The sequence below is a fragment of the Streptomyces flavalbus genome (assembly GCF_042674625.1).
Classification (GTDB): Bacteria; Actinomycetota; Actinomycetes; order Streptomycetales; family Streptomycetaceae; genus Streptomyces; species Streptomyces flavalbus.
Map to the genome: position 1 here is coordinate 1,185,298 of NZ_JBHTEB010000001.1, position 25,689 is coordinate 1,210,986.

Annotated in this window: 12 protein-coding genes, 3 rRNA genes and 2 pseudogenes; 8 read left to right on the forward strand and 9 right to left on the reverse strand. The window is 68.9% G+C overall.

Annotated features, from left to right (window positions below):
* From rrf to ACFQZ6_RS05190, 3 genes are all read right to left on the reverse strand, one after another.
* Positions 1–117, reverse strand: a 5S ribosomal RNA gene (gene rrf / locus ACFQZ6_RS05180).
* Positions 118–204: 87 nt separating this feature from the next.
* A 23S ribosomal RNA gene (locus ACFQZ6_RS05185) occupies positions 205–3,325 on the reverse strand.
* A 273-nt stretch (positions 3,326–3,598) separates the two neighbouring features.
* Positions 3,599–5,126 (reverse strand): 16S ribosomal RNA (locus tag ACFQZ6_RS05190).
* The 16S, 23S and 5S rRNA genes sit together here, the layout of an rRNA operon.
* A gap of 566 nt (positions 5,127–5,692) precedes the next feature.
* Between ACFQZ6_RS05190 and ACFQZ6_RS05195 the strand changes: the two genes are divergently transcribed.
* Positions 5,693–6,142, forward strand: coding sequence for a PTS sugar transporter subunit IIA (locus ACFQZ6_RS05195; protein ID WP_381605172.1), 450 nt, complete (start codon positions 5,693–5,695; stop codon positions 6,140–6,142).
* A gap of 78 nt (positions 6,143–6,220) precedes the next feature.
* On the forward strand, positions 6,221–7,891 hold the full coding sequence (ptsP, locus tag ACFQZ6_RS05200; RefSeq protein ID WP_381605173.1) for a phosphoenolpyruvate--protein phosphotransferase: 1,671 nt from the start codon (positions 6,221–6,223) through the stop codon (positions 7,889–7,891).
* An 81-nt stretch (positions 7,892–7,972) separates the two neighbouring features.
* On the opposite strand, the gene ACFQZ6_RS05205 is transcribed toward ptsP, so the two are convergent.
* Together ACFQZ6_RS05205 and ACFQZ6_RS05210 are read right to left on the reverse strand one after the other, a co-directional pair.
* Entirely contained in the window at positions 7,973–8,875 is a 903-nt protein-coding gene (locus ACFQZ6_RS05205; RefSeq protein WP_381605174.1) for a hypothetical protein, read from the reverse strand.
* Positions 8,876–8,998: 123 nt separating this feature from the next.
* Complete coding sequence (locus tag ACFQZ6_RS05210; protein ID WP_381605175.1) at positions 8,999–10,966, reverse strand: acetoacetate--CoA ligase; 1,968 nt, start codon at positions 10,964–10,966, stop codon at positions 8,999–9,001.
* Positions 10,967–11,179: 213 nt separating this feature from the next.
* Between ACFQZ6_RS05210 and ACFQZ6_RS05215 the strand changes: the two genes are divergently transcribed.
* Positions 11,180–13,558, forward strand: coding sequence for a glycoside hydrolase family 31 protein (locus ACFQZ6_RS05215; RefSeq protein ID WP_381605176.1), 2,379 nt, complete (start codon positions 11,180–11,182; stop codon positions 13,556–13,558).
* Here ACFQZ6_RS05215 and ACFQZ6_RS05220 read toward each other — a convergent pair.
* Both ACFQZ6_RS05220 and ACFQZ6_RS05225 read right to left on the reverse strand, forming a co-directional pair.
* On the reverse strand, positions 13,549–14,085 hold the full coding sequence (locus ACFQZ6_RS05220; RefSeq protein WP_381605177.1) for an NUDIX domain-containing protein: 537 nt from the start codon (positions 14,083–14,085) through the stop codon (positions 13,549–13,551). The two genes, ACFQZ6_RS05215 and ACFQZ6_RS05220, sit on opposite strands and share 10 nt — an antisense overlap.
* 47 nt (positions 14,086–14,132) lie before the next feature.
* Entirely contained in the window at positions 14,133–14,942 is an 810-nt protein-coding gene (locus ACFQZ6_RS05225; protein WP_381605178.1) for a M15 family metallopeptidase, read from the reverse strand.
* A gap of 134 nt (positions 14,943–15,076) precedes the next feature.
* Here ACFQZ6_RS05225 and ACFQZ6_RS05230 point away from each other — a divergent pair.
* From ACFQZ6_RS05230 to glpK, 5 genes and pseudogenes are all read left to right on the forward strand, one after another.
* A pseudogene (locus tag ACFQZ6_RS05230) lies at positions 15,077–15,375 on the forward strand (benzoylsuccinyl-CoA thiolase); the annotation flags it as partial.
* A pseudogene (locus tag ACFQZ6_RS05235) lies at positions 15,365–16,568 on the forward strand (lipid-transfer protein). The pseudogenes ACFQZ6_RS05230 and ACFQZ6_RS05235, both read left to right, overlap by 11 nt.
* A 128-nt stretch (positions 16,569–16,696) precedes the next feature.
* Complete coding sequence (locus ACFQZ6_RS05240) at positions 16,697–18,355, forward strand: EAL domain-containing protein (RefSeq protein ID WP_381605179.1); 1,659 nt, start codon at positions 16,697–16,699, stop codon at positions 18,353–18,355.
* Positions 18,356–19,039: 684 nt separating this feature from the next.
* Complete coding sequence (locus ACFQZ6_RS05245) at positions 19,040–19,789, forward strand: MIP/aquaporin family protein (RefSeq protein WP_381605180.1); 750 nt, start codon at positions 19,040–19,042, stop codon at positions 19,787–19,789.
* A gap of 24 nt (positions 19,790–19,813) precedes the next feature.
* Entirely contained in the window at positions 19,814–21,334 is a 1,521-nt protein-coding gene (gene glpK, locus ACFQZ6_RS05250) for a glycerol kinase GlpK (RefSeq protein ID WP_381605181.1), read from the forward strand.
* A gap of 107 nt (positions 21,335–21,441) precedes the next feature.
* Here the strand turns inward: glpK and ACFQZ6_RS05255 are convergent, their stop codons facing one another.
* Entirely contained in the window at positions 21,442–22,047 is a 606-nt protein-coding gene (locus ACFQZ6_RS05255; protein ID WP_381605182.1) for a GTP-binding protein, read from the reverse strand.
* Positions 22,028–25,684 (reverse strand): hydantoinase B/oxoprolinase family protein, encoded by a 3,657-nt coding sequence (locus ACFQZ6_RS05260; RefSeq protein ID WP_381605183.1) that lies wholly within the window; start codon positions 25,682–25,684, stop codon positions 22,028–22,030. The genes ACFQZ6_RS05255 and ACFQZ6_RS05260 overlap by 20 nt, the downstream gene beginning before the upstream one ends.
* Between the last annotated feature and the right edge of the window lie 5 nt (positions 25,685–25,689).

Here is a 25,689-nt window from a genome sequence, read left to right on the forward strand (position 1 = left end):
GTTCGGCGGCGTCCTACTCTCCCACAGGGTCCCCCCTGCAGTACCATCGGCGCTGTAAGGCTTAGCTTCCGGGTTCGGAATGTAACCGGGCGTTTCCCTCACGCTATAACCACCGAAACACTATGAAACTGTCAGCCACACCACGCCTGTAACAACGTGGGGCTGTTCGTGGTTTCAGAACCAACACAGTGGACGCGAGCAACTGAGGACAAGCCCTCGGCCTATTAGTACCGGTCACCTCCACACGTTACCGTGCTTCCAGATCCGGCCTATCAACCCAGTCGTCTACTGGGAGCCTTACCCCATCAAGTGGGTGGGAGTCCTCATCTCGAAGCAGGCTTCCCGCTTAGATGCTTTCAGCGGTTATCCCTCCCGAACGTAGCCAACCAGCCATGCCCTTGGCAGAACAACTGGCACACCAGAGGTTCGTCCGTCCCGGTCCTCTCGTACTAGGGACAGCCCTTCTCAAGACTCCTACGCGCACAGCGGATAGGGACCGAACTGTCTCACGACGTTCTAAACCCAGCTCGCGTACCGCTTTAATGGGCGAACAGCCCAACCCTTGGGACCGACTCCAGCCCCAGGATGCGACGAGCCGACATCGAGGTGCCAAACCATCCCGTCGATATGGACTCTTGGGGAAGATCAGCCTGTTATCCCCGGGGTACCTTTTATCCGTTGAGCGACGGCGCTTCCACAAGCCACCGCCGGATCACTAGTCCCGACTTTCGTCCCTGCTCGACCCGTCGGTCTCACAGTCAAGCTCCCTTGTGCACTTACACTCAACACCTGATTACCAACCAGGCTGAGGGAACCTTTGGGCGCCTCCGTTACCCTTTAGGAGGCAACCGCCCCAGTTAAACTACCCATCAGACACTGTCCCTGATCCGGATCACGGACCCAGGTTAGACATCCAGCACGACCAGACTGGTATTTCAACGACGACTCCACAACCACTGGCGTGGCCGCTTCAAAGTCTCCCAGCTATCCTACACAAGCCGAACCGAACACCAATATCAAACTGTAGTAAAGGTCCCGGGGTCTTTCCGTCCTGCTGCGCGAAACGAGCATCTTTACTCGTAGTGCAATTTCACCGGGCCTATGGTTGAGACAGTCGAGAAGTCGTTACGCCATTCGTGCAGGTCGGAACTTACCCGACAAGGAATTTCGCTACCTTAGGATGGTTATAGTTACCACCGCCGTTTACTGGCGCTTAAGTTCTCAGCTTCGCCTGGACGAATCCAAGCTAACCGGTCCCCTTAACGTTCCAGCACCGGGCAGGCGTCAGTCCGTATACATCGCCTTACGGCTTCGCACGGACCTGTGTTTTTAGTAAACAGTCGCTTCTCGCTGGTCTCTGCGGCCACCCCCAGCTCAGGAAGCAAGTTCCCTCACCGGAAATGGCCCCCCTTCTCCCGAAGTTACGGGGGCATTTTGCCGAGTTCCTTAACCATAGTTCACCCGAACGCCTCGGTATTCTCTACCTGACCACCTGAGTCGGTTTAGGGTACGGGCCGCCATGAAACTCGCTAGAGGCTTTTCTCGACAGCATAGGATCATCCACTTCGCCACAATCGGCTCGGCATCAGGTCTCAGACACGTGGTGTGCGGATTTACCTACACACCGTCCTACACCCTTACCCCGGGACAACCACCGCCCGGGATGGACTACCTTCCTGCGTCACCCCATCACTCACCTACTACCAACTTGGGTCACCGGCTCCACCACTCCCCTCAACTCCGAAGAGATCAGGGCGGCTTCACGGGCTTAGCATCACTGGATTCGATGTTTGACGCTTCACAGCGGGTACCGGAATATCAACCGGTTATCCATCGACTACGCCTGTCGGCCTCGCCTTAGGTCCCGACTTACCCTGGGCAGATCAGCTTGACCCAGGAACCCTTAGTCAATCGGCGCACACGTTTCTCACGTGTGAATCGCTACTCATGCCTGCATTCTCACTCGTCAACCGTCCACAACTCGCTTCCACGGCTGCTTCACCCGGCAGACGACGCTCCCCTACCCATCACAGCCTCCGTTGGGAGTATTGCTGCAATGACACGACTTCGGCGGTACGCTTGAGCCCCGCTACATTGTCGGCGCGGAATCACTAGACCAGTGAGCTATTACGCACTCTTTCAAGGGTGGCTGCTTCTAAGCCAACCTCCTGGTTGTCTCTGCGACTCCACATCCTTTCCCACTTAGCGTACGCTTAGGGGCCTTAGTCGATGCTCTGGGCTGTTTCCCTCTCGACCATGGAGCTTATCCCCCACAGTCTCACTGCCGCGCTCTCACTTACCGGCATTCGGAGTTTGGCTAAGGTCAGTAACCCGGTAGGGCCCATCGCCTATCCAGTGCTCTACCTCCGGCAAGAAACACACGACGCTGCACCTAAATGCATTTCGGGGAGAACCAGCTATCACGGAGTTTGATTGGCCTTTCACCCCTAACCACAGGTCATCCCCCAGGTTTTCAACCCTGGTGGGTTCGGTCCTCCACGAAGTCTTACCTCCGCTTCAACCTGCCCATGGCTAGATCACTCCGCTTCGGGTCTTGAGCGCGCTACTGAATCGCCCTATTCGGACTCGCTTTCGCTACGGCTTCCCCACACGGGTTAACCTCGCAACACACCGCAAACTCGCAGGCTCATTCTTCAAAAGGCACGCAGTCACGAGAGTGAAGCAAGCTCCACTCCGACGCTCCCACGGCTTGTAGGCACACGGTTTCAGGTACTATTTCACTCCCCTCCCGGGGTACTTTTCACCATTCCCTCACGGTACTATCCGCTATCGGTCACCAGGGAATATTTAGGCTTAGCGGGTGGTCCCGCCAGATTCACACGGGATTTCTCGGGCCCCGTGCTACTTGGGTGTCGCACAAGCAAGCCGCTAATGTTTCGACTACGGGGGTCTTACCCTCTACGCCGGACCTTTCGCATGTCCTTCGCCTACATCAACGGTTTCTGACTCACCGACCAGCCGGCAGACTGATCAAGTGCGATCCCACAACCCCGTATGCGCAACCCCTGCCGGGTCTCACACACATACGGTTTAGCCTCATCCAGTTTCGCTCGCCACTACTCCCGGAATCACGGTTGTTTTCTCTTCCTGCGGGTACTGAGATGTTTCACTTCCCCGCGTTCCCTCCACACTGCCTATGTGTTCAGCAGCGGGTGACAGCCCATGACGACTGCCGGGTTTCCCCATTCGGAAACCCCCGGATCAAAGCCTGGTTGACGACTCCCCGGGGACTATCGCGGCCTCCCACGTCCTTCATCGGTTCCTGGTGCCAAGGCATCCACCGTGCGCCCTTAAAAACTTGGCCACAGATGCTCGCGTCCACTGTGCAGTTCTCAAACAACGACCAGCCACCCGTCACACACCACTACCGCGATGCTTCACCGGGACCGGCACTGAAGGAAAGTTCATTCCCTCAGACACCCAACAGCGTGCCCGACACGTCCTCTCAGCCCTCCCTGTGTTCCACGCCGAAGCAGTACTAACAGAAGAAGCCTTCAAGACCGTGCCGAGTAGTCAACGTTCCACCCATGAGCAACCGTGCAAGACATGCGCTTGCAGTCGGCTATGTGCTCCTTAGAAAGGAGGTGATCCAGCCGCACCTTCCGGTACGGCTACCTTGTTACGACTTCGTCCCAATCGCCAGTCCCACCTTCGACAGCTCCCTCCCCGCAAGGGGGTTGGGCCACCGGCTTCGGGTGTTACCGACTTTCGTGACGTGACGGGCGGTGTGTACAAGGCCCGGGAACGTATTCACCGCAGCAATGCTGATCTGCGATTACTAGCGACTCCGACTTCATGGGGTCGAGTTGCAGACCCCAATCCGAACTGAGACCGGCTTTTTGAGATTCGCTCCACCTCACGGTATCGCAGCTCATTGTACCGGCCATTGTAGCACGTGTGCAGCCCAAGACATAAGGGGCATGATGACTTGACGTCGTCCCCACCTTCCTCCGAGTTGACCCCGGCGGTCTCCTGTGAGTCCCCATCATCCCGAAGGACATGCTGGCAACACAGAACAAGGGTTGCGCTCGTTGCGGGACTTAACCCAACATCTCACGACACGAGCTGACGACAGCCATGCACCACCTGTACACCGACCACAAGGGGGCACCCATCTCTGGATGTTTCCGGTGTATGTCAAGCCTTGGTAAGGTTCTTCGCGTTGCGTCGAATTAAGCCACATGCTCCGCCGCTTGTGCGGGCCCCCGTCAATTCCTTTGAGTTTTAGCCTTGCGGCCGTACTCCCCAGGCGGGGAACTTAATGCGTTAGCTGCGGCACCGACGACGTGGAATGTCGCCAACACCTAGTTCCCACCGTTTACGGCGTGGACTACCAGGGTATCTAATCCTGTTCGCTCCCCACGCTTTCGCTCCTCAGCGTCAGTAATGGCCCAGAGATCCGCCTTCGCCACCGGTGTTCCTCCTGATATCTGCGCATTTCACCGCTACACCAGGAATTCCGATCTCCCCTACCACACTCTAGCCAGCCCGTATCGACTGCAGACTCGGAGTTAAGCCCCGAGCTTTCACAATCGACGTGACAAGCCGCCTACGAGCTCTTTACGCCCAATAATTCCGGACAACGCTTGCGCCCTACGTATTACCGCGGCTGCTGGCACGTAGTTAGCCGGCGCTTCTTCTGCAGGTACCGTCACTTTCGCTTCTTCCCTGCTGAAAGAGGTTTACAACCCGAAGGCCGTCATCCCTCACGCGGCGTCGCTGCATCAGGCTTTCGCCCATTGTGCAATATTCCCCACTGCTGCCTCCCGTAGGAGTCTGGGCCGTGTCTCAGTCCCAGTGTGGCCGGTCGCCCTCTCAGGCCGGCTACCCGTCGTCGCCTTGGTGAGCCGTTACCTCACCAACAAGCTGATAGGCCGCGGGCTCATCCTTCACCGCCGGAGCTTTCCACCATCAAAGATGCCCAAGATGGTCGTATCCGGTATTAGACCCCGTTTCCAGGGCTTGTCCCAGAGTGAAGGGCAGATTGCCCACGTGTTACTCACCCGTTCGCCACTAATCCACCCCGAAGGGCTTCATCGTTCGACTTGCATGTGTTAAGCACGCCGCCAGCGTTCGTCCTGAGCCAGGATCAAACTCTCCGTGAATGTTTACCCGTTATCGGGTGCAACACCACGAGAGCGGTGCAAGAGGAGGAATGATCCTCTCGCACACAGCGTCCTCGCTGTGTTTGTTCTTCAAAGGAACCTCGCCCCAACTCATACGAGTCGGAGACGGGGTATCAACATATCTGGCGTTGACTTTTGGCACGCTGTTGAGTTCTCAAGGAACGGTCGCTTCCTTTGTACTCACCCTCTCGGGCTTTCCTCCGGGCGCTTCCCTTCGGTCTTGCGTTTCCGACTCTATCAGCGTTTTTCCGTGTCCCTGACCACCGTTCCGCAGACATGCGGAAGGCGACCCCGAGATAGGATCTGACAAGTTGGATGCTGCTGGATTGAGGCGCTCGATCGCGTCGCTCAACCCCGGGCAGGTCTACGACTGTACATGGGGCGCTGGAGCGCGTGCAAATCGATTGGTAGAGTGGTCTAGACCTCTGAACCGGGATCGGTTGTGCGGAACGGGTGGTTCATATGACATACCCTGCTGAACAGTGCGCCGTCCGGGACAGGTCAGTGACGGCCCATCTGCATCTCCACGCTCTGGGAGGCTCCCCATGACCACCGTGACGTCCCCGCTCGCAGGACGCGCCATCGGACTGGCAGAGGTGCCTGATCCGGTCTTCTCCGGGGCCATGGTCGGCCCGGGCACCGCCATCGACCCCGTGCGTGAGCCTTCCGCGGCGGTGGCGCCCGTCGACGGTGTGATCGTCTCCCTGCACCCGCACGCCTTCGTCGTCGTCGACGCGAACGGCCACGGTGTGCTCACCCACCTCGGTATCGACACCGTGCAGCTCAACGGCGAGGGCTTCGAACTGCTCGTGAACAAGGGCGACACCGTGACGCGCGGCCAGGCCGTCGTGCGCTGGGACCCGGCCGCCGTCGAGGCCGCCGGGAAGTCCCCGGTGTGCCCCGTCGTGGCGCTGGAGGCCACCGCCGAGGCCCTCTCCGAGCTGCGTGAGGACGGCGACGTCAAGGCTGGCGACAGTCTCTTCCTCTGGAAGTGACGTCAGGGCCGTCGTCCGGCGGCCCTGAGGAATCAACCGCGGCGGGCGGGTCCGTCGCACTATGCGGAGACGGGTGAGATGGAGACAACGCTGCGAGGCGTCGGCGTGAGCCACGGTGTGGCGATCGGCGAGGTTCGGCACATGGGCACGGCGGTGCTGGAGCCGCCTGCCAAGCAGATCCCTGCGGAGGACGCGGAGCGTGAGCAGGGGCGCGCCCGCAAGGCCGTGGAAGCCGTGGCCGCCGATCTGGTGGCGCGCGGCAATCTGGCCGGTGGCGAGGCCCAGGCGGTGCTTGAGGCGCAGGCCATGATGGCGCAGGACCCCGAGCTGATGGCCGACGTCGAGCGCCGGATCGCCGTGGGGAGCACAGCCGAGCGCGCGGTGTACGACGCCTTCGCCGCGTACCGGGCGCTGCTGGCGGGTGCCGGTGAGTACCTCGCGGGTCGGGTCGCCGACCTCGACGACGTGCGGAACCGTATCGTCGCCCGGCTGCTCGGGGTGCCCATGCCGGGTGTCCCGGACAGTGACAAGCCGTACGTCCTGATCGCGCGTGACCTGGCGCCCGCGGACACGGCACTGCTCGACCCGGCGCTGGTGCTCGGTTTCGTCACCGAGGAGGGCGGGCCGACCAGCCACAGCGCGATCCTCGCGCGGGCGCTCGGCGTTCCGGCCGTGGTGGCGCTGCCCGGGGCCGGTGAACTCGCCGAGGGCACGGTGATCGCCGTGGACGGCAGCACCGGTGAGATCTTCGTGAGCCCGAGCGAGGAGCGGCAGGCCACGCTCACGGCCGCCGCCGCGGAGCGGAAGGCGGCCCTGGCCGCCTCGACCGGGCCGGGTGCGACCTCTGACGGTCACAAGGTGCCGCTGCTGGCCAATGTCGGCGGTCCGGCGGACGTCCCCGCGGCGGTCGAGGCGGGGGCGGAGGGTGTGGGTCTCTTCCGTACCGAGTTCCTCTTCCTTGATGACGGCAAGCAGGCTCCTTCCGAGGAGAAGCAGATCGCGGCGTACCGGCAGGTGCTGGAGGCCTTCCCCGAGGGGCGGGTCGTGGTGCGCGTGCTGGACGCGGGCGCGGACAAGCCCCTGGACTTCCTGACCCCCGCCGATGAGCCCAACCCGGCGCTGGGTGTGCGCGGGCTGCGGACGCTGCTGGACCACCCCGAGGTGCTCCGCACCCAGCTCACGGCACTGGCGAAGGCCGCCGAGGGGTTGCCGGTGTACCTGGAGGTCATGGCCCCGATGGTGGCGGACCGCGCGGACGCGAAGGCGTTCGCGGACGCCTGCCGGGAGGCCGGTCTGAAGGCGAAGTTCGGCGCGATGGTGGAGATCCCGTCGGCCGCGCTGCGGGCGCGGTCGATCCTCCAGGAGGTCGAGTTTCTTTCTCTGGGCACCAATGACCTCGCGCAGTACACCTTCGCGGCCGACCGTCAGGTGGGCGCGGTGTCGCGGCTCCAGGATCCCTGGCAGCCCGCGCTGCTCGACCTGGTCGCGCTGTCCGCCGAGGCGGCGAAGGCCGAGGGCAAGAGCTGCGGTGTCTGCGGTGAGGCCGCGTCGGATCCGCTGCTGGCGTGTGTGCTGACCGGTCTGGGTGTCACCTCCCTGTCGATGGGTGCGGCGTCGCTGCCCTATGTGCGGGCGACGCTGGCGAAGTACACGCTGGCGCAGTGCGAGCGGGCTGCGGCGGCGGCACGGGCGGCGGACAGTGCCGAGGACGCGCGGAGTGCCGCTCAGGCGGTGCTGTCCGGGGAGTAAGGCCCGCGCTCGCGGTCGTACGGCTGCGTGGTTGTGTTGTGGAGGGGCGCTCCGCCTTCGGGTGGGGCGCCCCTTCCGCGTTCAGTGGTGGTGGCGGGGTGTGGGGGTGTCGGGTGCGTCGTCTCCCAGGTCAGGGGGTGTCGTGTAGTCGACGTCCGATTCGGGGCCGATGAGGTCGCCGGAGACGATGTCGGTGCAGTAGGCGTCGAAGACCTCGGCGGCGGTGAGGGGGTGCAGGTCGTCGTCGCGCAGGCGCCAGCCGTAGACGCGGTCGGTGGCGCCGGGGGTGGTGGTCCTCATGACGAGGCCGCCGGGGCTGCTGGTGGCGATGCCGACGGCCAGGACCGTGGTGAATTCGAGGGTCTCGGCTTCGTCGAGCCGGGTGGCGCCCTGGGGGTCGTCGTCCGTGTGGAGGGCGGCGAGCAGGGTTTCCGGTGTGCCGGTGACGCTGCAGACCAGGTGGTGGCTGCCCGGTGGGGCCGTGTCGAGGATGCGGGCGAGGAGGGCCGAGGCACGGGCGAAGGCGGCCCGGCCGATGTCCTCGCCGCAGGACGCGCAGGCGCCGAGGTGGGCGAGGAGGGTGGCCGCGTACTCCCAGGTGGCCTGGCGGACGGCCTCGTCCACGAGGGCGGGGATCAGGTCGGTGACGGGCTGGCCCTCGTACGGCAGGGCGGAGCCCTTGGTGGTGAGTTCGGCGGTGAAGCGTGTCCGGCTGGACGGGAGGTCCGGGTCGAGGCCGTTGGCCGTGCAGTACTCGGCGTACTCCTCGGGGTCGAAGAGGGCGACGGTGGTGTGGCTGCCCTGGGCCGCCCGGGTTTTGAGGACGGCTTCGACTTGTCGGAGGTAGGTGGTGTGGTCGTCGAAGGTGAAGCTCGGGTAGCGCCGCATGGCGCGGAAGTCGTGTTCGTCGGTGAGCAGGCCGATGGTTCCGGCGATTTCGCTGCGCAGTGCGCGTCGCATGGTCCGCTGGTCGGTGTGCGCCATGTCTTTTCCCCCTGTGCGCGGTCGATCAATGCTCACTCACAGTAACCGCCGCCACTGACAACGGGGGTGCGAGTCGGTCGGCGGCGGTCACGGGAGTGGGTGAACGCGCAGGTCAGGGGGTGATCAGGCGCGTTTGCGGGCGAGTTCCTCGTAGAAGTGCAGGAGGTCGAGGTTGTCGATGGAGCCGGGGTTGACGGCCTTGTCGAGGGGGGTGCCCTGGAGGAGGCGCTTGACGGGGACCTCGATGCGCTTGCCGGTGAGGGTGTGGGGCACGCCGGGGACCTCGATGATCTCGTCGGGGACGTGGCGTGGGGAGAGCTGTTCGCGGATGGTCTGCTTGATCCGGGTCAGGAGGGCCTCATCGAGGACCGCGCCGGGGGCGAGCTGGACGAACAGGGGCATCCAGTAGCCGCCGTCGGGCTGTTCGATGCCGATGACCAGGGACTCCTTGATCTCGGGGAGGCGTTCCACGGCTTCGTAGATGTCCGCCGAGCCCATCCGGACGCCTTGGCGGTTGAGGGTGGAGTCGGAACGGCCGTGGATGACGACGGAGCCGCGGGAGGTGACGGTGATCCAGTCGCCGTGCCGCCAGACGCCGGGGTAGGTGTCGAAGTAGCTGTCGTGGTAGCGGCTGCCGTCGGGGTCGTTCCAGAAGTGGATCGGCATGGACGGCATGGGGTTGGTGACGACGAGTTCGCCGACCTCGTCGGTGAGGGGGTTGCCGCTGGGGTCCCAGGACTGGAGGTCGGTGCCGAGGCCGGGTGCCTGGAGTTCGCCGATGTGGACGGGGAGGGTGGGGACGGCTCCGGCGAAGCAGGAGCAGACGTCCGTGCCGCCGCTGACGGAGGCGATCCACAGGTTCTCGCGGACCTCATCGTGGAGCCAGCGGAAGCCGTCGGGCGGCAGCGGGGATCCGGTGGTGGCGACGCACTGCACGGCGGAGAGGTCGTAGTCCCGCGCGGGGTGCACGTCCGCCTTGCGGCAGGCCATGACGTAGGCGGCCGAGGTGCCGTAGAGCGTGGCCCTGGTGCGTTCGGCGATGCGCCACTGGGCGCCGGTGTCGGGGTAGCCGGGGCTGCCGTCGTAGAGGACGATCGTGGTGCCGGTGAGCAGGCCGGAGACGAGGAAGTTCCACATCATCCAGCCCGTCGACGTGTACCAGAAGAAGCGGTCGTCGGGGCCGAGGTCGCAGTGCAGGCCGAGCTGTTTGAGGTGCTCGACGAGGATGCCGCCCTGGGACTGGACGATGGCCTTGGGGAGGCCGGTCGTACCGGAGGAGTAGAGCACCCACAGGGGGTGGTCGAAGGGCACCTGTTCGAACTCGGGTTCGGTGTCGGCGGTGGTCAGTGCGGACCATTCCAGGGCGCCCTCGGGGGCCGGGGTGCCGAGGAGGGGGATGTGGACGACGGCGCGCAGGGTGGGCAGTTCGCGGCGGAGTTCGGCGACGGTGTCGCGGCGGTCGTGTTCCTTGCCGCCGTAGCGGTAGCCGTCGACGGTGAACAGGACGACGGGTTCGACCTGCTGGAAGCGGTCCAGGACGCTGCGGGCGCCGAAGTCGGGTGCGCAGGAGGTCCATACGGCGCCGACGGCGGCGGTGGCGAGGAGGGCGACGACGGCCTGCGGGATGTTCGGGAGGTAGCCGCTCACGCGGTCGCCGGGGCGGACGCCCAGGGCGCGCAGTTCGGCGGCGAGGGAGCCGACCTGGCGGCGCAGCTCGGACCAGGTCACCGGGCGGGTTTCGTGGCTCTCGTCGACGCAGAGGAGGGCCGGTTCGTCCGGACGGGTGGTGGCGGCGCGCAGGGCGTGTTCGGCGTAGTTGAGGGTGGCGCCGGGGAACCACTGAGCGCCGGGCATGGCGCGGTCGCCCAGCACGCGCGCGTAGGGGGTGGAGAAGCGGACGTCGAACCACTCCGTGACGGCTTTCCAGAAGGTGTCCAGCTCCTCCACGGACCAGCGGTGCAGGGCCGCGTACCCGCCCTCGGCCGGGGCCCCGTGGTGCTCCGCGGCCCAGGCGTGGAACCTGGTGATCTGGGCCTGGGCGATGCGTTCCGGATCGGGCTGCCAGAGCGGCTGGAGGTTCTCGGTCGACATGGGGCGGCTCCCGGACTGTGCGCGTCGTGTGCGTCGCTCGCGCACGGGCTGTGGTGTGCGCGTGACGCGGCTGACACGGACGATGCCATGTGATCGACTTCAGCACCAGGGTGCTCGGCACATAGTCCGTGTCATGAAGATGTGGCCGAAGCACTGGTGAACGGCAGTTGAACGACACCCTCAGGCGGTTCCCTCAATGGCAGGGTGATCAACATGGACGGTCATGACCTGGTGCGCTCGGTGAGGACGATCGGTGCCGCGGGGGCGGTCCGAGGGGTGCGGACCGTGCGGGCCGCGTGGCGCAGGCGGCGTGCGGACGCCTCCGGGCTGCCGCCGCGGGGCGCCGAGCGCGCGCGGGTGCCCGGTGCCGTGCGGGACGTGGAGCCCGCGCCGGGCGGCGGCACCGTGCGGTTCAACCGGGCCGAGCTGCGGATCGTCGTCACCGTCAGCGGGGCGGTGTTCTGGGGGTGGGACGGGGCGGGGCCCGAGCCCTCGTACGCGCTCGCCGGGCGGTGTCCGGATCCGGATCCGCGGGCCGTGCTGGAGCCGGACAAGGACGGTGGCTGGCGCGTGGTGGCCGAGCGGGTGACGGTCGTGGTGTCCCGGTACGGCGCCATTGAGGTGCTCACGCCGGGCGGGGTGCTGCTGCGCCGTGATCTGCCGCCCCGGTGGTGGGAGCCGGTCGGGGGCGGTCCGGCCCGCTGGATGCAGCGGTCGGAGGTGCCAGCGGACGCGCGGTTCTTCGGGCTGGGCGGCCGGGCGGCGGGGCCGCGGCTGCGGGATGGCACGTACCGGCTGTGGAACACCGATCCGGGGCGCGTCTTCGGACCCGGTGACGATCCGCTGTACATCACCATGCCGGTGCAGTGGGTGGTGGCCGAGGCGGGGACGCACCTGGTGTGCCACGACAGCTCGTGGGACGGCACGGTGACCGTGCGGGAGGGTGAGGAGGGCGCCGGGTCCGGGCATGACCGGGCCGGGTCGTGCGAGGTGCGGATGGACGGCGGTCCGTTGCGCTGCTGGGTGGTGGTGGGCTCCCCCGCGCGCGTGCTGCTCGTCTGGTCCGCGCTGACGGGTGCGCCCGCGCTGCCGCCCGCGTGGGCGCTGGGGCATCACCACGCGCGGTGGGGTTTCGGCGGCGAGCAGGAGGTGCGGCGGATCGTCGCCGGGTACCAGGAGCGGGGACTGCCGCTGGACGCCGTCCACCTGGACATCGACCACTACGACGACCATCAGGTGTTCACCGTCGACGAGGACCGCTTCCCGAAGCTGCCGCAGCTCGCCGAGGAGCTGCTGCGGGAGGGGATACGCCTGGTGTCGATCGTCGATCCGGCGGTGAAGGCGGCGCCGGGCAACGCGGTGTACGACAGCGGCGTGGCGGAGGACGCCTTCGTGCGGGACGCGTCGGGGCGGCTGGTGCGGGGGGTCGTGTGGCCCGGGGAGGCGGTCTATCCGGACTTCACGCACGCGCGCGTGCGTGAGTGGTGGGGCGGCCTGTACGCGGAGCGACTCGGGCAGGGGTTCTCGGGCTTCTGGCATGACATGAACGAGCCCACCTCGTTCAACGCCTTCGGTGAGACGACGCTGCCGCGGTCGGCACGGCACTCCCTGGAGGGGCGTGGTGGTGACCATCGGGAGGCGCACAACGTCTACGGGCTGTGCATGGCCAGGGCGGGCTACGAGGGGCTGCGCCGACTCGTCCCGGAGGAGCGGCCGTTCGTCTTCTCACGGTCCGGGTGGATCGGTATGCAGCGGTACGGCGGGACCTGGTCCGGTGACGTGGGCACGGGCTGGCCGGGGCTGCGGGCGTCCCTGTCGCTGGTCCTCGGGCTGGGGCTGTGCGGGGTGCCGTACTCGGGGCCGGACGTGGGGGGTTTCGACGGCTGTCCGTCACCGGAGCTGTTCCTGCGGTGGTTCCAGCTCGGGGCGTACCTGCCGCTGTTCCGGACGCACGCGAGTATGCGGGCGGGGCGGCGGGAACCGTGGGAGTTCGGGGCCGAGGTGCTGGAGCACGCGCGCGTGGCGCTCCTTGAGCGGCGGCGGCTGCTGCCGTACTTCGTGACGCTGGCCCATCTGGCACGGCGTACGGGGGCACCTTATGTGCGGCCCTTGTGGTGGGGTGCGCCGGAGGACCGCGCGCTGCGTGACTGCGAGGACGCCTTCCTACTGGGTGACTGTCTGCTGGTGGCTCCGGTGCTGGAGCCGGGGGTGGAGCGGCGGGCGGTGCGGCTGCCGCGGGGGCGCTGGTACGACACGGTGACGGAGCGGGTGTACGAGGGTCCCGGGCGGGTGGTCGTCGACGCTCCGCTGTCCCGGGTGCCGGTGCTCGCGCGCGCGGGTGCCGTCGTTCCGGTCCGTGGGGCGGACGGTGGGGTGGAGCTGGAGGTGTGGGCGCCCGCCCCGGGGCGTACGGGGGGCGGGCTGGTGGTGCCGGACGCGGGCGACGGGTGGGACGAGCCGGAGGTCGAGCGGTACGTCGCCCGCTGGGAGGGACGGCGGGTGGAGGTCCGCCGGGAGGGTGACGACGAGGTGGGTGAGCCGGGCCGCCCGGTGCGCATCCGGGGACTGGGCGGCCCCGGAGGTCAGACGTAGCGGCCCTCGAACCAGGCCCGTGCGGCGCGGGTGTGCAGCGGGAAGGCCAGCTCCTGCGGCCTGCGCAGCAGGTGCCAGCCCGTCGTCTCGGCGGTGGCGGCGGGCTCGGGAAGGCCCTCGGCGGGGCGTTCCGGGAGGAGCCCGAAGAGCAGCAGGTGGCCGTCGGAGGAGCTCATCGCGTCGACGAGCCGTACGTCGCGGCTCGCGGCGTCGATGCCGGTCTCCTCCTTGAGTTCGCGGACGACGGCCTGGCGCCAGTCCTCACGGTCGTCGATGTAGCCGCCGGGCAGGGCGGTGCCCCCGCGCGCGGGGGCGATGGTGCGGGTGATGACGACCAGTGCGGTGCCCTGGGTGTCGTACACGGGCTGGAGGGCCACCGCTACCGGCAGTGGGTTGCGGTAGGCGACGGTGCCGCAGGCGGGGCAGGTGCGGGGCCAGCCGGATACGCCCTCTCCGTAGGGCGATCCGCAGCTCGAACAGTGGGAGTCCGCTGCGGGGTTGATGGTGGAGGTTTCGGTTTCGGACACGCGGCGGACTGTATCCGATCACCAAGAGGGCGTCTTCGGCGGGCGGTTCAGGGGCGGTGGGTGAGCGACCTGGCGGAGACGGGGAAGTCGAAGTAGGTGTCCGGGTGGCTCTCGGGGCGGTAGGTGAAGTGCCACCACTCCTCGGCGAGGTTCACGAACCCGAGGTCTTCGAGGGTGGTCTTCAGCAGCAGCCGGTTGGCGCGCTGTTCGCCCTGGATGCGCGGGTCGAGGGTGTGGGAGCGGGTGTCGAAGCAGTCGTAGCCCGTTCCCATGTCCACGGAGTTGTCCGGGAAGCGCTCGCTCTGGGGCGCGTAGCAGGGGACGAGGGGTGCGCCGGGGACGTAGGGCCTGGTGGGCCTGGCCGGGAGCCGGACGAGGGTGAGGTCGACGGTGGAGCCGCGGCTGTGGCCGGACTTCTCCGCGATGTAGCCGTCCGTGAAGAGCCGGGTCTTGTCGACGTCCGGGTAGAACTCGTCCTTCATGGCCTGGTCGTCGAGGTCCTCGGCCCAGCGGACGAAGTGGTCGACGGCGCGTTGTGGCCGGTAGCAGTCGTACACCTTGAGGCCGTAGCCCTGGCGCTGGAGTTGCCTCTGGGCCTGGTGGAGGGCCTGGGCCGCGGGGCGGGTGAGGATGCAGAGGGGCTGCTGGTAGCCGTCGATGCGCTCTCCGACGAAGTTGTGCGGGGTGAAGTAGCGCATCTCCTCGATGATCGTCCGGTCCACGGTGCGCAGCGCCACGAAGTCGTCGGGTGCCTTGGGCTCGGTCTTCGCCTGGGCGGGGGCGGCGGTGGCGGTCGCGGCGAGCAGGGCGGCGAGCGCGGTGACCAGTCCTCGTACCGCGGTGGTGAGTCGTGTCATGCACCCTCCATCTATCAGGTGCCGGGTGCGGGAGGGAAGACGCCCTGCCGTTTCGTGGCCGCCCGTGGCACACTTCTGACATTCCGTCAGATGCGAGGAGGGAAGGGGTGTTGGCAGGTACACGGACTCCGGTGGTCGCCGAGGTTCCGCTGGCGAAGCGCGGGCGGGTCTGGTCGTACACGGACAGCCGGTACCGGCCGCCGTCACCGTATGTGACCGATCCGGAACTTCCCTGGGTGCCTGCGCGTTGATCGCTGTGGAGCTGGAGTCCGAGCGGCTGGTGGTGCTGGGGCAGGCGGCTCCTGGGATCACCGTCGTGGAGCTGGCGGTGGGCATGGAGGTGGAGGGCGTCCCCGGCGTGCTGCACGAGGACGCGGAGACGGCCTGGACGACCTGGCACTGGCGGCCGACGGGGGGACACGATGACGGGTGAGGTGGCGGTGCTGGGCGCGGGGATGCACCCGTGGGGCGAGTGGGGGCGCGGCTTCGTGGAGTACGGGGCGGTCGCGGCCCGCGCGGCGCTCGCCGACGCCGGTTTGGACTGGCGGCAGACCGGCTCGGTCGTGGGGGCCGGGACGGTGCGCGGCGGTTACCCCGGGTGTGTGGCGGGGGCGGCGTTCGCCAAGGCGCTGGGCTGGCAGGGCGCCCGGGTCACCAGCGTGTACGTGCGCCTGCGCGTCGGGGGCGCAGGCGGTGCACACCGCGCGGGCGCAGATCCTCGCGGGCCTGGCGGACGTGGTGCTGGTGGTGGGCGCCGACGCCGCGCCCAAGGGCTTCTTCCGGCCACCAGGCGGGGACCGGCCGGACGACCCCGACTGGCTGCGCTTCCGGGTCCTCGGGGGCCCTCGGGGCGACCAATCCGGCGTACTTCGGGCTGTACGCGCGCAGACGGATGGCGGTACACGGCGACACCCTGGAGGACTTCGCACAGGTCATGGTGAAGAACGCGGCGGCGGGCGCGCTGAACCCGTACGCGCGCTACCGGCGTCGGGTGACGGCCGGGGAGGTCGCGGCCTCCGCGGTGGTCGCGGATCCGCTGCGGCTGCTGGACATCCGCGCGACCTCGGACGGCGGGGCGGCGCTGGTCCTGGCCGACCTGGACTTCGCGCACCGGCACGGGGTGGCGCGGTCGGTGCGGATCCGGGCGGTGTCCACGGTGACGCCGCGTTACCCCCACACCGTGCTCGACCTGCCGGACATCGCCACGGACTCCGCGGTGGCGGTGGACCCGCCCGCGCGGCCGTTCCGCGCATCGATCGGTGCCGCAGCCTACGAGGAGGCGGGCCTCGGCCCCGGGGACCTGTCGCTGGCGGAGGTGTACGACCTGTCCACCGCCCTGGAGTTGCAGTGGTACGAGGATCTGGGGCTGTGCGCCGAGGGCGAGGGCGCGAAGCTGCATAGGGAGGGGGTGACGGCGCCGGGCGGGCACATACCGGTGAACGCCAGCGGGGGGGCTGGCCTCCTTTTGGGGAGGCGGGGCCCGCCCAGGCGATCGCGCAGGTCTGCGAGCTGACCTGGCAACTGCGGGCTGCTGCGGGTGACCGGCAAGTTGGGGGCGCCCGCGCGGGCATCGCGGTGAACCAGGGGCTGTTCGGGCATGGCTCGGCGGTGATCGCGGTGCGCTGAGGGCCGGGCCTCACCGGTGGGTGCCGCGCCCGGCGAGCTGTTCGTACGCTGTGTGATCGCCTCGGAATCCTGCGTGAACGTCTCATGAACTGGAACTGGGGGTCCGGCGGCGGCGCCATCATGCTCCCGTGCGCTCCTCGCCGGACACGCTCCGTTTCGCCTTCCAACCCGTGGTCAATCTGACCACCGGGGGGATAGCGGCGCTGGAGGTCCTGGCCCGTCCGGAGGCCGGGGACGTCCTGGCCGAGGCGCGCAGGGACCCCGAACTCGACGCTCGGCTGGCGGTGTCGGCGGTCCGTGCGGCGGTCCGTACGAAGGCGCTGCTGCCGCTGCACGTCAACGTGTTCGCCGGAACCCTCGCCGACCTGGGCGGGCTGCGGCTGCTGCACGACGCCGTGCGGGCGGTGGGACGGCTGCCCTGGGAGGTGACGGTCGACATCTGCCCGCCCTACACGCATGTGCCGCAGCGGGCCTTCCTGGACGCGGTGGCGGGGCTGCGCGGCGAGGGCTTCCGGGTCAGCGCGGACGGCGTGGGGGACGGTGATCTGCCCCTGCGACTGCTCGCGGACATCGCCCCCGACCTGCTGAAACTCGACGCGTCACTGCTGGCCCGGCCAGCGGCGGTGCGGGCGATGCGGACCCTCGCGGACGGGCTGGGGGCGCTGCTGTGCGTCGAGGGCGTGGAGACGGAGACGCAGTGCGCGACGGCGGTGTCGGCGGGGGCGCAACTGGCCCAGGGCGAGTTGTTCGCGCCACCGGCCCGGCTGCCCGTGACGGACGTATACGTTCCGCCGCGTTCCGACGGCGGCGGCGGGGCGGCGGCGGTCGGGCCGGGCCCCTCAGTGCGGGAGTTCCTCAGGCCCGCCGCGCTGCTTCCCGCCACCGCGTCGGCGGGGCAGGTGCGGGCGCTGCTGACCGGCTCGCCGGAGGTCTCCGGGGTGCTGCTCGTGGACCGGGCCGGGGTTCCGGTGCGGTCGGTGCACCGGTCCCGCTTCCTGCTGTCGATGTCGGGGCGCTACGGCCACGCGCTGTACGCCGACCGGCCCGCCGTCAAGCTGGGCGATCCGCCGCGGACGGTGGGCATCGGGGCCACCGCGTGGGAGGTGCTGGACGTGGTGGCGGTCGGCGAGCGGGACCGGGCGTCGGACGACGTGGCCGTGGTGGACGAGTACGGGCGGTGCCTGGGCGTCGTACGGCTGGCCGATCTGTTGCGGGCGCTGGCCGACTCGCGAGTGGAGGAGGCGGCCGGGCTCAATCCGCTGACGCGGCTGCCCGGTTCTGACGCGATCACCGCGGAGGTGGACCGGTGGCTCGCGGACGGGCGCGCGTTCGCGCTGAGCTGGCTCGACATCGACCACTTCAAGCAGGTCAACGACGGGGCCGGGTTCGCCGCGGGTGACGAGCTGATCCGGTCCGTGGGGCGGGCGCTGCAGGCGGCGGCGTCCGGGACCGTCCGTGTCGGGCACATCGGCGGGGACGACTTCCTGGTGCTGGCCGACCCGGGGGAGCTGGACGCGCTGGCTGCGTATGTGCTGGACACGCCGTGGCAGGCGGGTGGGCGGCCGGTGACGCTGTCCCTGGCCACGGTGGTGTGCGCGCCGGGCAGCGTGACCGACCACCGTGCGGCTGCCGCCGCCCTGGCACCGCTGAAGAAGGCCGCGAAGTCGCTCGGCGGGGCGAGCTGGGTACTGGGGCGGGCCGGGCTGACCGGGCACGAGGTCCGCCGGGGCGTGGCGCCCACGGCAAGCCGGGCGGGGTGCGCGGTGGGCGAGCCGGGGCGGGGGTGAGGGGTCCGGCTGCTGGGGTGGGCGGGTCTGGTCGTTTCCGGCCGCTGCGGTGAGCGGGGGCGGCGGTCCCCATCCGCTGCGGCGAACAGATCCAGCGATTCCCAGCGCCACGACGCGCGGGTTCGAGGGCTCCCCGCCGCCACGGCAAGCGGGCCTGTAGTACCCAGTCACTGCGGCGTGCGGGCTTGAGGTTCTCGGGCCACGAGCACGTCGGGCGATCCCGAACGGCCACGGCGCGCGGGTCCGGAGGCCCCTGGCCACCGCAGCGAACAGGTCGGTCGGTCCCAAGCGGCCACGGCAAGCAGGTCCGGGGATTCCCAGCCGCCACAGCCAGCGAGCCCGGCGGTTCGTGGCCGCGCTGCGCGCGGGGCCTCGCATCCGGGGAACCGTTGTCGTCAGCGACCTTGACGACCCCTGAGTGCCGGTGAACACTTCCCGGTGTCAGCCGACATCGCCGTACATTCTTGGCGGATTCCGGCACACCGCCGCATGGGCTCGTGCGCTTGGCCCACTCCCCGCGCGGCGATGCGGCGACGACGACACGCTGTCACGGACGCCCGGGCTGGGCGCGGGACCCGCCCTGCCCTCGGCTGGTTCGCCACGGGAGCAACGGGAACAGCGGGATACCAGCCCGCATGTCCAGGACCGGGGTCGATCGCCCCGGGTCCGGCGCAAGGAGCCGCCATGAGCAACGGAGACATTGTCGTCGGCGAGATCATCGGCACCGCGATCCTGATCCTCTTCGGCGCCGGAGTCTGCGCCGCAGTCACCCTCAGGTATTCCAAGGCCAGAGCTTCCGGCTGGATCGTGATCGCGTTCGGCTGGGGGTTCGGGGTGATGGCGGGCGCGTACACCGCCGCCCCGCTGTCCGGCGGCCACCTCAACCCGGCCGTCACGCTCGGCATCGCCGTGGACACCGGCGAGTGGGGCAAGGTCGGTTTCTACCTGCTGGGCCAGATGATCGGCGCGGTGCTGGGCGGCGTACTCGCGTACCTCGTGTACTTCGCGCAGTTCCAGGCCAACGTCCGCGAGAGCGGCACCACGGAGGGCACCGCCGAGGAGCCCACCCCGACGCTCGGCATCTTCTCCACCATCCCGGAGATCCGCAATCCGGTCGCCAACCTGCTGACGGAGATCATCGCGACGGTCGCGCTCGTCCTGCCGATCCTCGCCTTCGGACTGACCAAGGGGCTCGGCGAGTCGGGCACGCTGGTGCTGATCGTCAGCCTGCTGGTCGTCGGCATCGGACTCTCCCTCGGCGGGCCGACCGGCTACGCGATCAACCCCGCGCGTGACCTCGGTCCGCGCATCGTGCACACCTTCCTGCCGATCCCGAACAAGGGCACCTCCGACTGGGGTTACGCCTGGGTGCCCGTCGTCGGGCCGCTGATCGGCGGAGGACTGGCCGGGCTCATCTACAACGCAGCCTTCTGAGACCACTCAGCCCAAGGGGTAGCCATGACGGACCACGCCGAGAAGTACGTCGCCGCGATCGACCAGGGCACCACCTCAAGCCGCTGCATCATCTTCGACCGGAACGGCGCGATCGTCGCCGTCGACCAGCGCGAGCACCGCCAGATCTTCCCCAAGCCCGGCTGGGTGGAGCACGACGCCACCGAGATCTGGTCCAAGGCGCAGGCCGTGGTCGCCGGGGCCGTCGCCAAGGCCGGACTGCGCGCCGAACAGCTCAGCGCGCTCGGGATCACCAACCAGCGCGAGACGACCGTCCTGTGGGACCGGTCCACCGGCAAACCGGTGCACAACGCGATCGTGTGGCAGGACACGCGCACCGCCCCGCTCTGCCGCGAACTGGGCGGCACGGACGGCCAGGACCGCTTCCGCGACGCGACCGGCCTGCCACTGGCCAGCTACTTCTCCGGCCCCAAGGCGGCCTGGCTGCTGGACCACGTACCCGGACTGAGGGCCCGCGCGGAACGCGGCGAGATCGCCTTCGGCACCATCGACTCCTGGCTCATCTGGAACCTCACCGGCGGCACCGACGGCGGACGGCACGTCACCGACGTCACCAACGCCGGGCGCACGATGCTGATGAACCTGGAGACCCTCCAGTGGGACCCGGCCATCCTCTCCGCGATGAACGTCCCGGAGGCGGTGCTGCCCGAGATCAGGTCCTCCGCGGAGGTGTACGGCACCGCCGTGGGCCAGCTCTCCGGGGTGCCGGTCGCCTCCGCGCTCGGCGACCAGCAGGCGGCCGTGTTCGGGCAGGCGTGCTACGACGTGGGGACGGCGAAGAACACCTACGGCACCGGCAGCTTCCTGCTGCTCAACACCGGCAGCAGGCCGGTGCCGTCCAAGAGCGGGCTGCTGACCACCATGGGCTACAAGATCGGCGACGAGGCGCCCGTGTACTGCCTGGAGGGCGCGATCGCGATCACGGGCGCGCTGGTGCAGTGGTTCCGTGACCAGCTCGGCATCATCCGTACGGCGGATGAGATCGAGACCCTCGCGGCGAGTGTCGAGGACAACGGCGGGGCGTACATCGTGCCCGCGTTCTCCGGGCTGTTCGCCCCGTACTGGCGCTCGGACGCCCGTGGGGTGATCACCGGCCTCACCCGGTACGTGACCAAGGCGCATCTCGCGCGGGCGGTGCTGGAGGCGACCAGTTGGCAGACGCGGGAGGTGGTGGACGCCATGTTCCAGGACTCCGGGGTGCCGATCACCACCCTGAAGGTGGACGGCGGCATGACGAAGAACGACCTCCTGATGCAGCACCAGGCGGACGTCCTCGACGTGCCGGTGATCCGGCCGAAGGTGTCCGAGACGACCTGTCTGGGCGCCGCGTACGCGGCCGGGCTCGCCACCGGCGTCTGGAACGACCTCGACGAGCTGAAGGCGCACTGGCAGCGGGACGCCGAGTGGACCCCGGCGATGGCGGCGCCGGTGCGGGAACGCGAGTACCGCAACTGGCGCCGGGCGGTGGAGAAGAGCTTCGGCTGGCTGGAGGACGGCGACGACTAGACGCCGCACGCGCGCGTACGTCGCGGTGTTGAGGGCACTCGGAAGGGATGGCCCGTGCCCCGGTCGGCGGGGGTACGGGCCATCCCGCGCGTGCGCCTCAGTGCGCCTCAGGTGGCAAGGGCGTGGCGGCGTCCCGCCGACTGCGCCATGGCGTGCTCGACGACCCCGATCAGCACGTCCTTGACCGACTCGCGGTCGCGGGCGTCACACAGCAGCAGGGGTACGCCCTCGTCGAGGTCGAGGGCCTGGCGGACGGCGTCGACGGGGTAACGGGCGGCCCCTTCGAAGCAGTTGACGCCGACGAGGAAGGGGATGGCACGCCGCTCGAAGTAGTCGACGGCGGCGAAGCAGTCCTCCAGGCGGCGGGTGTCGGCGAGGACGACGGCGCCGAGCGCACCCTCGGAGAGTTCGTCCCACATGAACCAGAAGCGTTCCTGTCCGGGCGTGCCGAACAGGTACAGCGTCAGATCCTCCCTGAGGGTGATGCGGCCGAAGTCCATGGCGACGGTGGTGGTGTGCTTGGCCTCCACGCCGCTGGTGTCGTCGACGGGGCGGCCCGCCTCGGTGAGCACTTCCTCGGTCCGCAGCGGCTTGATCTCGCTGACGGCGCCGACGAGGGTGGTCTTGCCCACACCGAAGCCTCCGGCCACGAGGATCTTGAGCGTGACGGGCTCTAAGGGGGGTGTGCCGCGCTCAGTACGCCCGAGGATCATCGATGTCTTCTCCTGCCAGGTGGGGGTGGTCGGGCGGCGGGCCGTAGCCTCCGCCGCCGGGGGTCTCGATGACGAGTACGTCGTCGGGACCGACGTCCGTGGTGTCGCTGCCGCCGAGCGCGGTGACCGTGCCGTCGGCGCGCTCGACCCGGTTGGCGCCCAGCGCTCCGGGTGCGCCGCCCGCCATGCCGTACGGCGGGACCCGGCGGTGCTGGGACAGTGTGGAGACGGTCATCGGCTCCAGGAACCGGATGCGGCGCACCGCGCCGTCGCCGCCGCGGTGGCGTCCGGCGCCGCCGCTGCCGCGCCGGACCGCGAACTCGTCGAGCCGGACGGGCAGCCGCCACTCCAGGACCTCGGGGTCGGTCAGCCGCGAGTTGGTCATGTGGGTCTGTACGACGCTCGCGCCGGGGAAGCCGTCGCCCGCGCCGGAACCGGAGGCGACGGTCTCGTAGTACTGGTGGCGGGCGTTGCCGAAGGTGACGTTGTTCATGGTGCCGGAGCCCTCGGCCTGCACGCCGAGTGCCGCGTAGAGCGCGCCGGTGATGGCCTGCGAGGTCTCCACGTTGCCCGCGACGACGGCGGCGGGCGGCTCGGGCGCGAGCAGGGAGCGGGGCGGCACGATGATCCGCAGGGGGCGCAGACAGCCGTCGTTGAGGGGGATGTCGTCGGCGACGAGGGTGCGGAAGACGTACAGGACGGCCGCGTTCACCACCGCGTAGGGGGCGTTGAAGTTGCTGTCCCGTTGGGCTGAGGTGCCGGTGAAGTCGACGGTGGCGGAGCGGTTCTCGCGGTCCACGCGCACGCGTACCCGGATGACGGCGCCGGAGTCGGTCTCGTAGGAGTAGGCGCCGTCATCGAGGGCGTCGATCACCCGGCGCACGGCCTCCTCGGCGTTGTCCTGGACGTGCCGCATGTACGCCTGTACGACGTCGAGGCCGAAGTCGTCGATCATGCGGGCGACCTCGTCGACGCCCTTCTGGTTGGCGGCGATCTGGGCGCGCAGGTCCGCGAGGTTGGTGCGCGGGTTGCGGGAGGGGTGGGGGGCCTCGGTGAGCAGGCGCAGGGTCTCCTCCTCGCGGAAGCGGCCGTCCTCGGCGAGGAGCCAGTTGTCGAAGAGGACGCCTTCCTCGTCGATGGAGCGGCTGTCGGCGGGCATGGAGCCGGGCGCGATGCCGCCGATCTCGGCGTGGTGGCCGCGGGAGGCGACGTAGAACAGGATCCGGTCACCCTGCGTGTCCGTGGGGCGCGGGGCGGGCCGGGTGTCGAAGACCGGGGTGATGACGGTGACGTCGGGCAGATGGGTGCCGCCGTGGTACGGGTCGTTGACGGCGTAGGTGTCGCCGGGGCGCATCCGCGGGCCGCGGCGGCGGATGACCTCCTTGACGCTGGTGCCCATGGAGCCCAGGTGGACGGGGATGTGGGGGGCGTTGGCGACCAGGTTGCCGTCCGGGTCGAAGAGGGCGCAGGAGAAGTCCAGTCGTTCCTTGATGTTGACGGACTGTGCGGTGGACTCCAGCCGGGCGCCCATCTGTTCGGCGATGGACATGAACAGGTTGTTGAAGACCTCAAGCAGAACGGGGTCGACTTTTGTGTCGAGTTCGGAACTCTGTGTAATCGCCGCGCGTTCCATGAGCAGATGCCCGTGGTCGGTCGCGGCGGCCCGCCAGCCGTCGTCGACGACGGTGGTCGCGCTGGCCTCCGTGATGACCGCGGGTCCGTGGACCGTCTCGCCGGGCGGCAGGTCGGCGCGGTGGTGCAGGGGCACGTCGCGCCAGGCGCCGCCGGTGTGGAGGCGGACGGTCCGCGGGGTGCCGGGGCGGCCTTCGTACGGGGCGAGGGCGGACAGATCGGGGGGTTGGGTGATGCCGGTGGCTTCGACGGAGAGGGCTTCGACGACGATCGGGCGGTCGAGCGTGAAGGAGTACGTGGCGTGGTGACGTTCTTCGAAGGCGCGCCGCATCGTGGCGGGGTCGGTCAGTTCGACGGTGAGGGTGGTGTCTGTGCCGTCGTAGCGCAGTTGGGCGCGGCGGGTGACCTGGATGCGGTCCTCTGGCACGTCCTCGGCACGAAGTTCGGCGCGGGCGGCGGATTCGAGGTCGTCGGCGGTCTTGAGGACGCCGGGCATGGCGGCGCGCTCCAGGGGCGCCTCCACGGACTGTTCGCGCATGGCGGTGGTGTCGGCGAGGCCGATGCCGAGCGCGGAGAGCACCCCGGCCATGGGCGGCACCAGGACGGTGCGGATGCCGAGCGAGTCAGCGACCTTGCACGCGTGCTGGCCGCCCGCCCCGCCGAAGGTGGTCAGGGCGTAGCGGGTGACGTCGTGCCCCTGCTGTACGGAGATCCGCTTGACGGCGTTGGCGATGTTGGCGACCGCGATGTCCAGGTAGCCCTCGGCGACCTGCTCGGGGGTGCGGTCATCGCCGGTGCGGTCGCGGATCTCGCGGGCCAGGGCGGTGAAGCGGTCGCGGACGAGTGCCTCGTCGAGGGGCTGGTCGCCGTCGGGTCCGAAGACGTGGGGGAAGTGCGCGGGCTGGATGCGGCCCAGCATGACGTTGGCGTCGGTGACGGCGAGCGGGCCGCCGCCGCGGTAGCACGCGGGTCCCGGGTCCGCGCCCGCCGAGTCCGGCCCTACGCGGTAGCGGGAGCCGTCGAAGTGCAGCACCGAGCCGCCGCCCGCGGCGACGGTGTGGATGTCCAGCATGGGGGCGCGCAGCCGGACACCGGCGATCTGGGTGGTGAAGACCCGCTCGTACTCGCCCGCGAAGTGCGAGACGTCGGTGGAGGTGCCGCCCATGTCGAAGCCGATGACGCGGTCGAACCCGGCGAGCTGCGACATCCGGGCCATGCCGACGATGCCGCCCGCGGGCCCGGACAGGATGGCGTCCTTGCCGCGGAACTGCCCGGCCTCCGCGAGCCCGCCGTTGGACTGCATGAACATCAGCCGGACGCCTTCGAGGCGGTCACCGACGTGCTGGACGTAGCGGCGCAGCACGGGCGAGAGGTAGGCGTCGACGACGGCGGTGTCCCCGCGCGGGACGAGCTTCATCAGTGGGCTGACCTCGCTGGACAGCGAGATCTGCGGGAAACCGAGGTGCGCGGCCAGTTCCCCGACGGCGTGTTCGTGGGCGGGGTGGAGGTGGCTGTGCATACAGACGACGGCGACCGCGCGGATGCCGTCGTCGTACGCCTGGCGCAGTGGGCCCGCGAGGGCGTCGAGGTCGGGCGCCCGCAGCACTGTGCCGTCGGCGGCGATGCGTTCGTCCACCTCGACGACCCGCTCGTAGAGCAGTTCGGGGAGCTGGATGTGGCGGGCGAAGATGCGGGGCCGGTTCTGGTAGGCGATGCGCAGGGCGTCGCGGAAGCCGCGGGTGATGACCAGCAGCGTCCGCTCGCCCTTGCGCTCCAGCAGGGCGTTGGTGGCGACGGTGGTGCCCATCCGCACCGATTCGACGGACTCCACGGTGTCGCCGGAGTCCGCCAGCAGGGCACGGACCCCGGCGACCGCCGCGTCGGAGTAGCGGGCGGGGTTGTCCGACAGGAGCTTGTGGGTCAGCAGTCGCCCGTCGGGGCGGCGCGCGACGACGTCGGTGAAGGTGCCGCCGCGGTCGACCCAGAACTGCCAGCCAGTCGTCACGTCCT

Excerpts from the sequence above, each read along its gene's own strand:
- ACFQZ6_RS05195 (WP_381605172.1), top strand. The coding sequence starts at position 5,693 with ATGACCACCGTGACGTCCCCGCTCGCAGGACGCGCCATCGGACTGGCA.
- glpK (WP_381605181.1), top strand. The coding sequence starts at position 19,814 with ATGACGGACCACGCCGAGAAGTACGTCGCCGCGATCGACCAGGGCACC.
- ACFQZ6_RS05245 (WP_381605180.1), top strand. The coding sequence starts at position 19,040 with ATGAGCAACGGAGACATTGTCGTCGGCGAGATCATCGGCACCGCGATC.
- ACFQZ6_RS05215 (WP_381605176.1), top strand. The coding sequence starts at position 11,180 with ATGGACGGTCATGACCTGGTGCGCTCGGTGAGGACGATCGGTGCCGCG.
- ACFQZ6_RS05210 (WP_381605175.1), bottom strand. The coding sequence starts at position 10,966 with ATGTCGACCGAGAACCTCCAGCCGCTCTGGCAGCCCGATCCGGAACGC.
- ACFQZ6_RS05225 (WP_381605178.1), bottom strand. The coding sequence starts at position 14,942 with ATGACACGACTCACCACCGCGGTACGAGGACTGGTCACCGCGCTCGCC.
- ACFQZ6_RS05255 (WP_381605182.1), bottom strand. The coding sequence starts at position 22,047 with ATGATCCTCGGGCGTACTGAGCGCGGCACACCCCCCTTAGAGCCCGTC.
- ptsP (WP_381605173.1), top strand. The coding sequence starts at position 6,221 with ATGGAGACAACGCTGCGAGGCGTCGGCGTGAGCCACGGTGTGGCGATC.
- ACFQZ6_RS05205 (WP_381605174.1), bottom strand. The coding sequence starts at position 8,875 with ATGGCGCACACCGACCAGCGGACCATGCGACGCGCACTGCGCAGCGAA.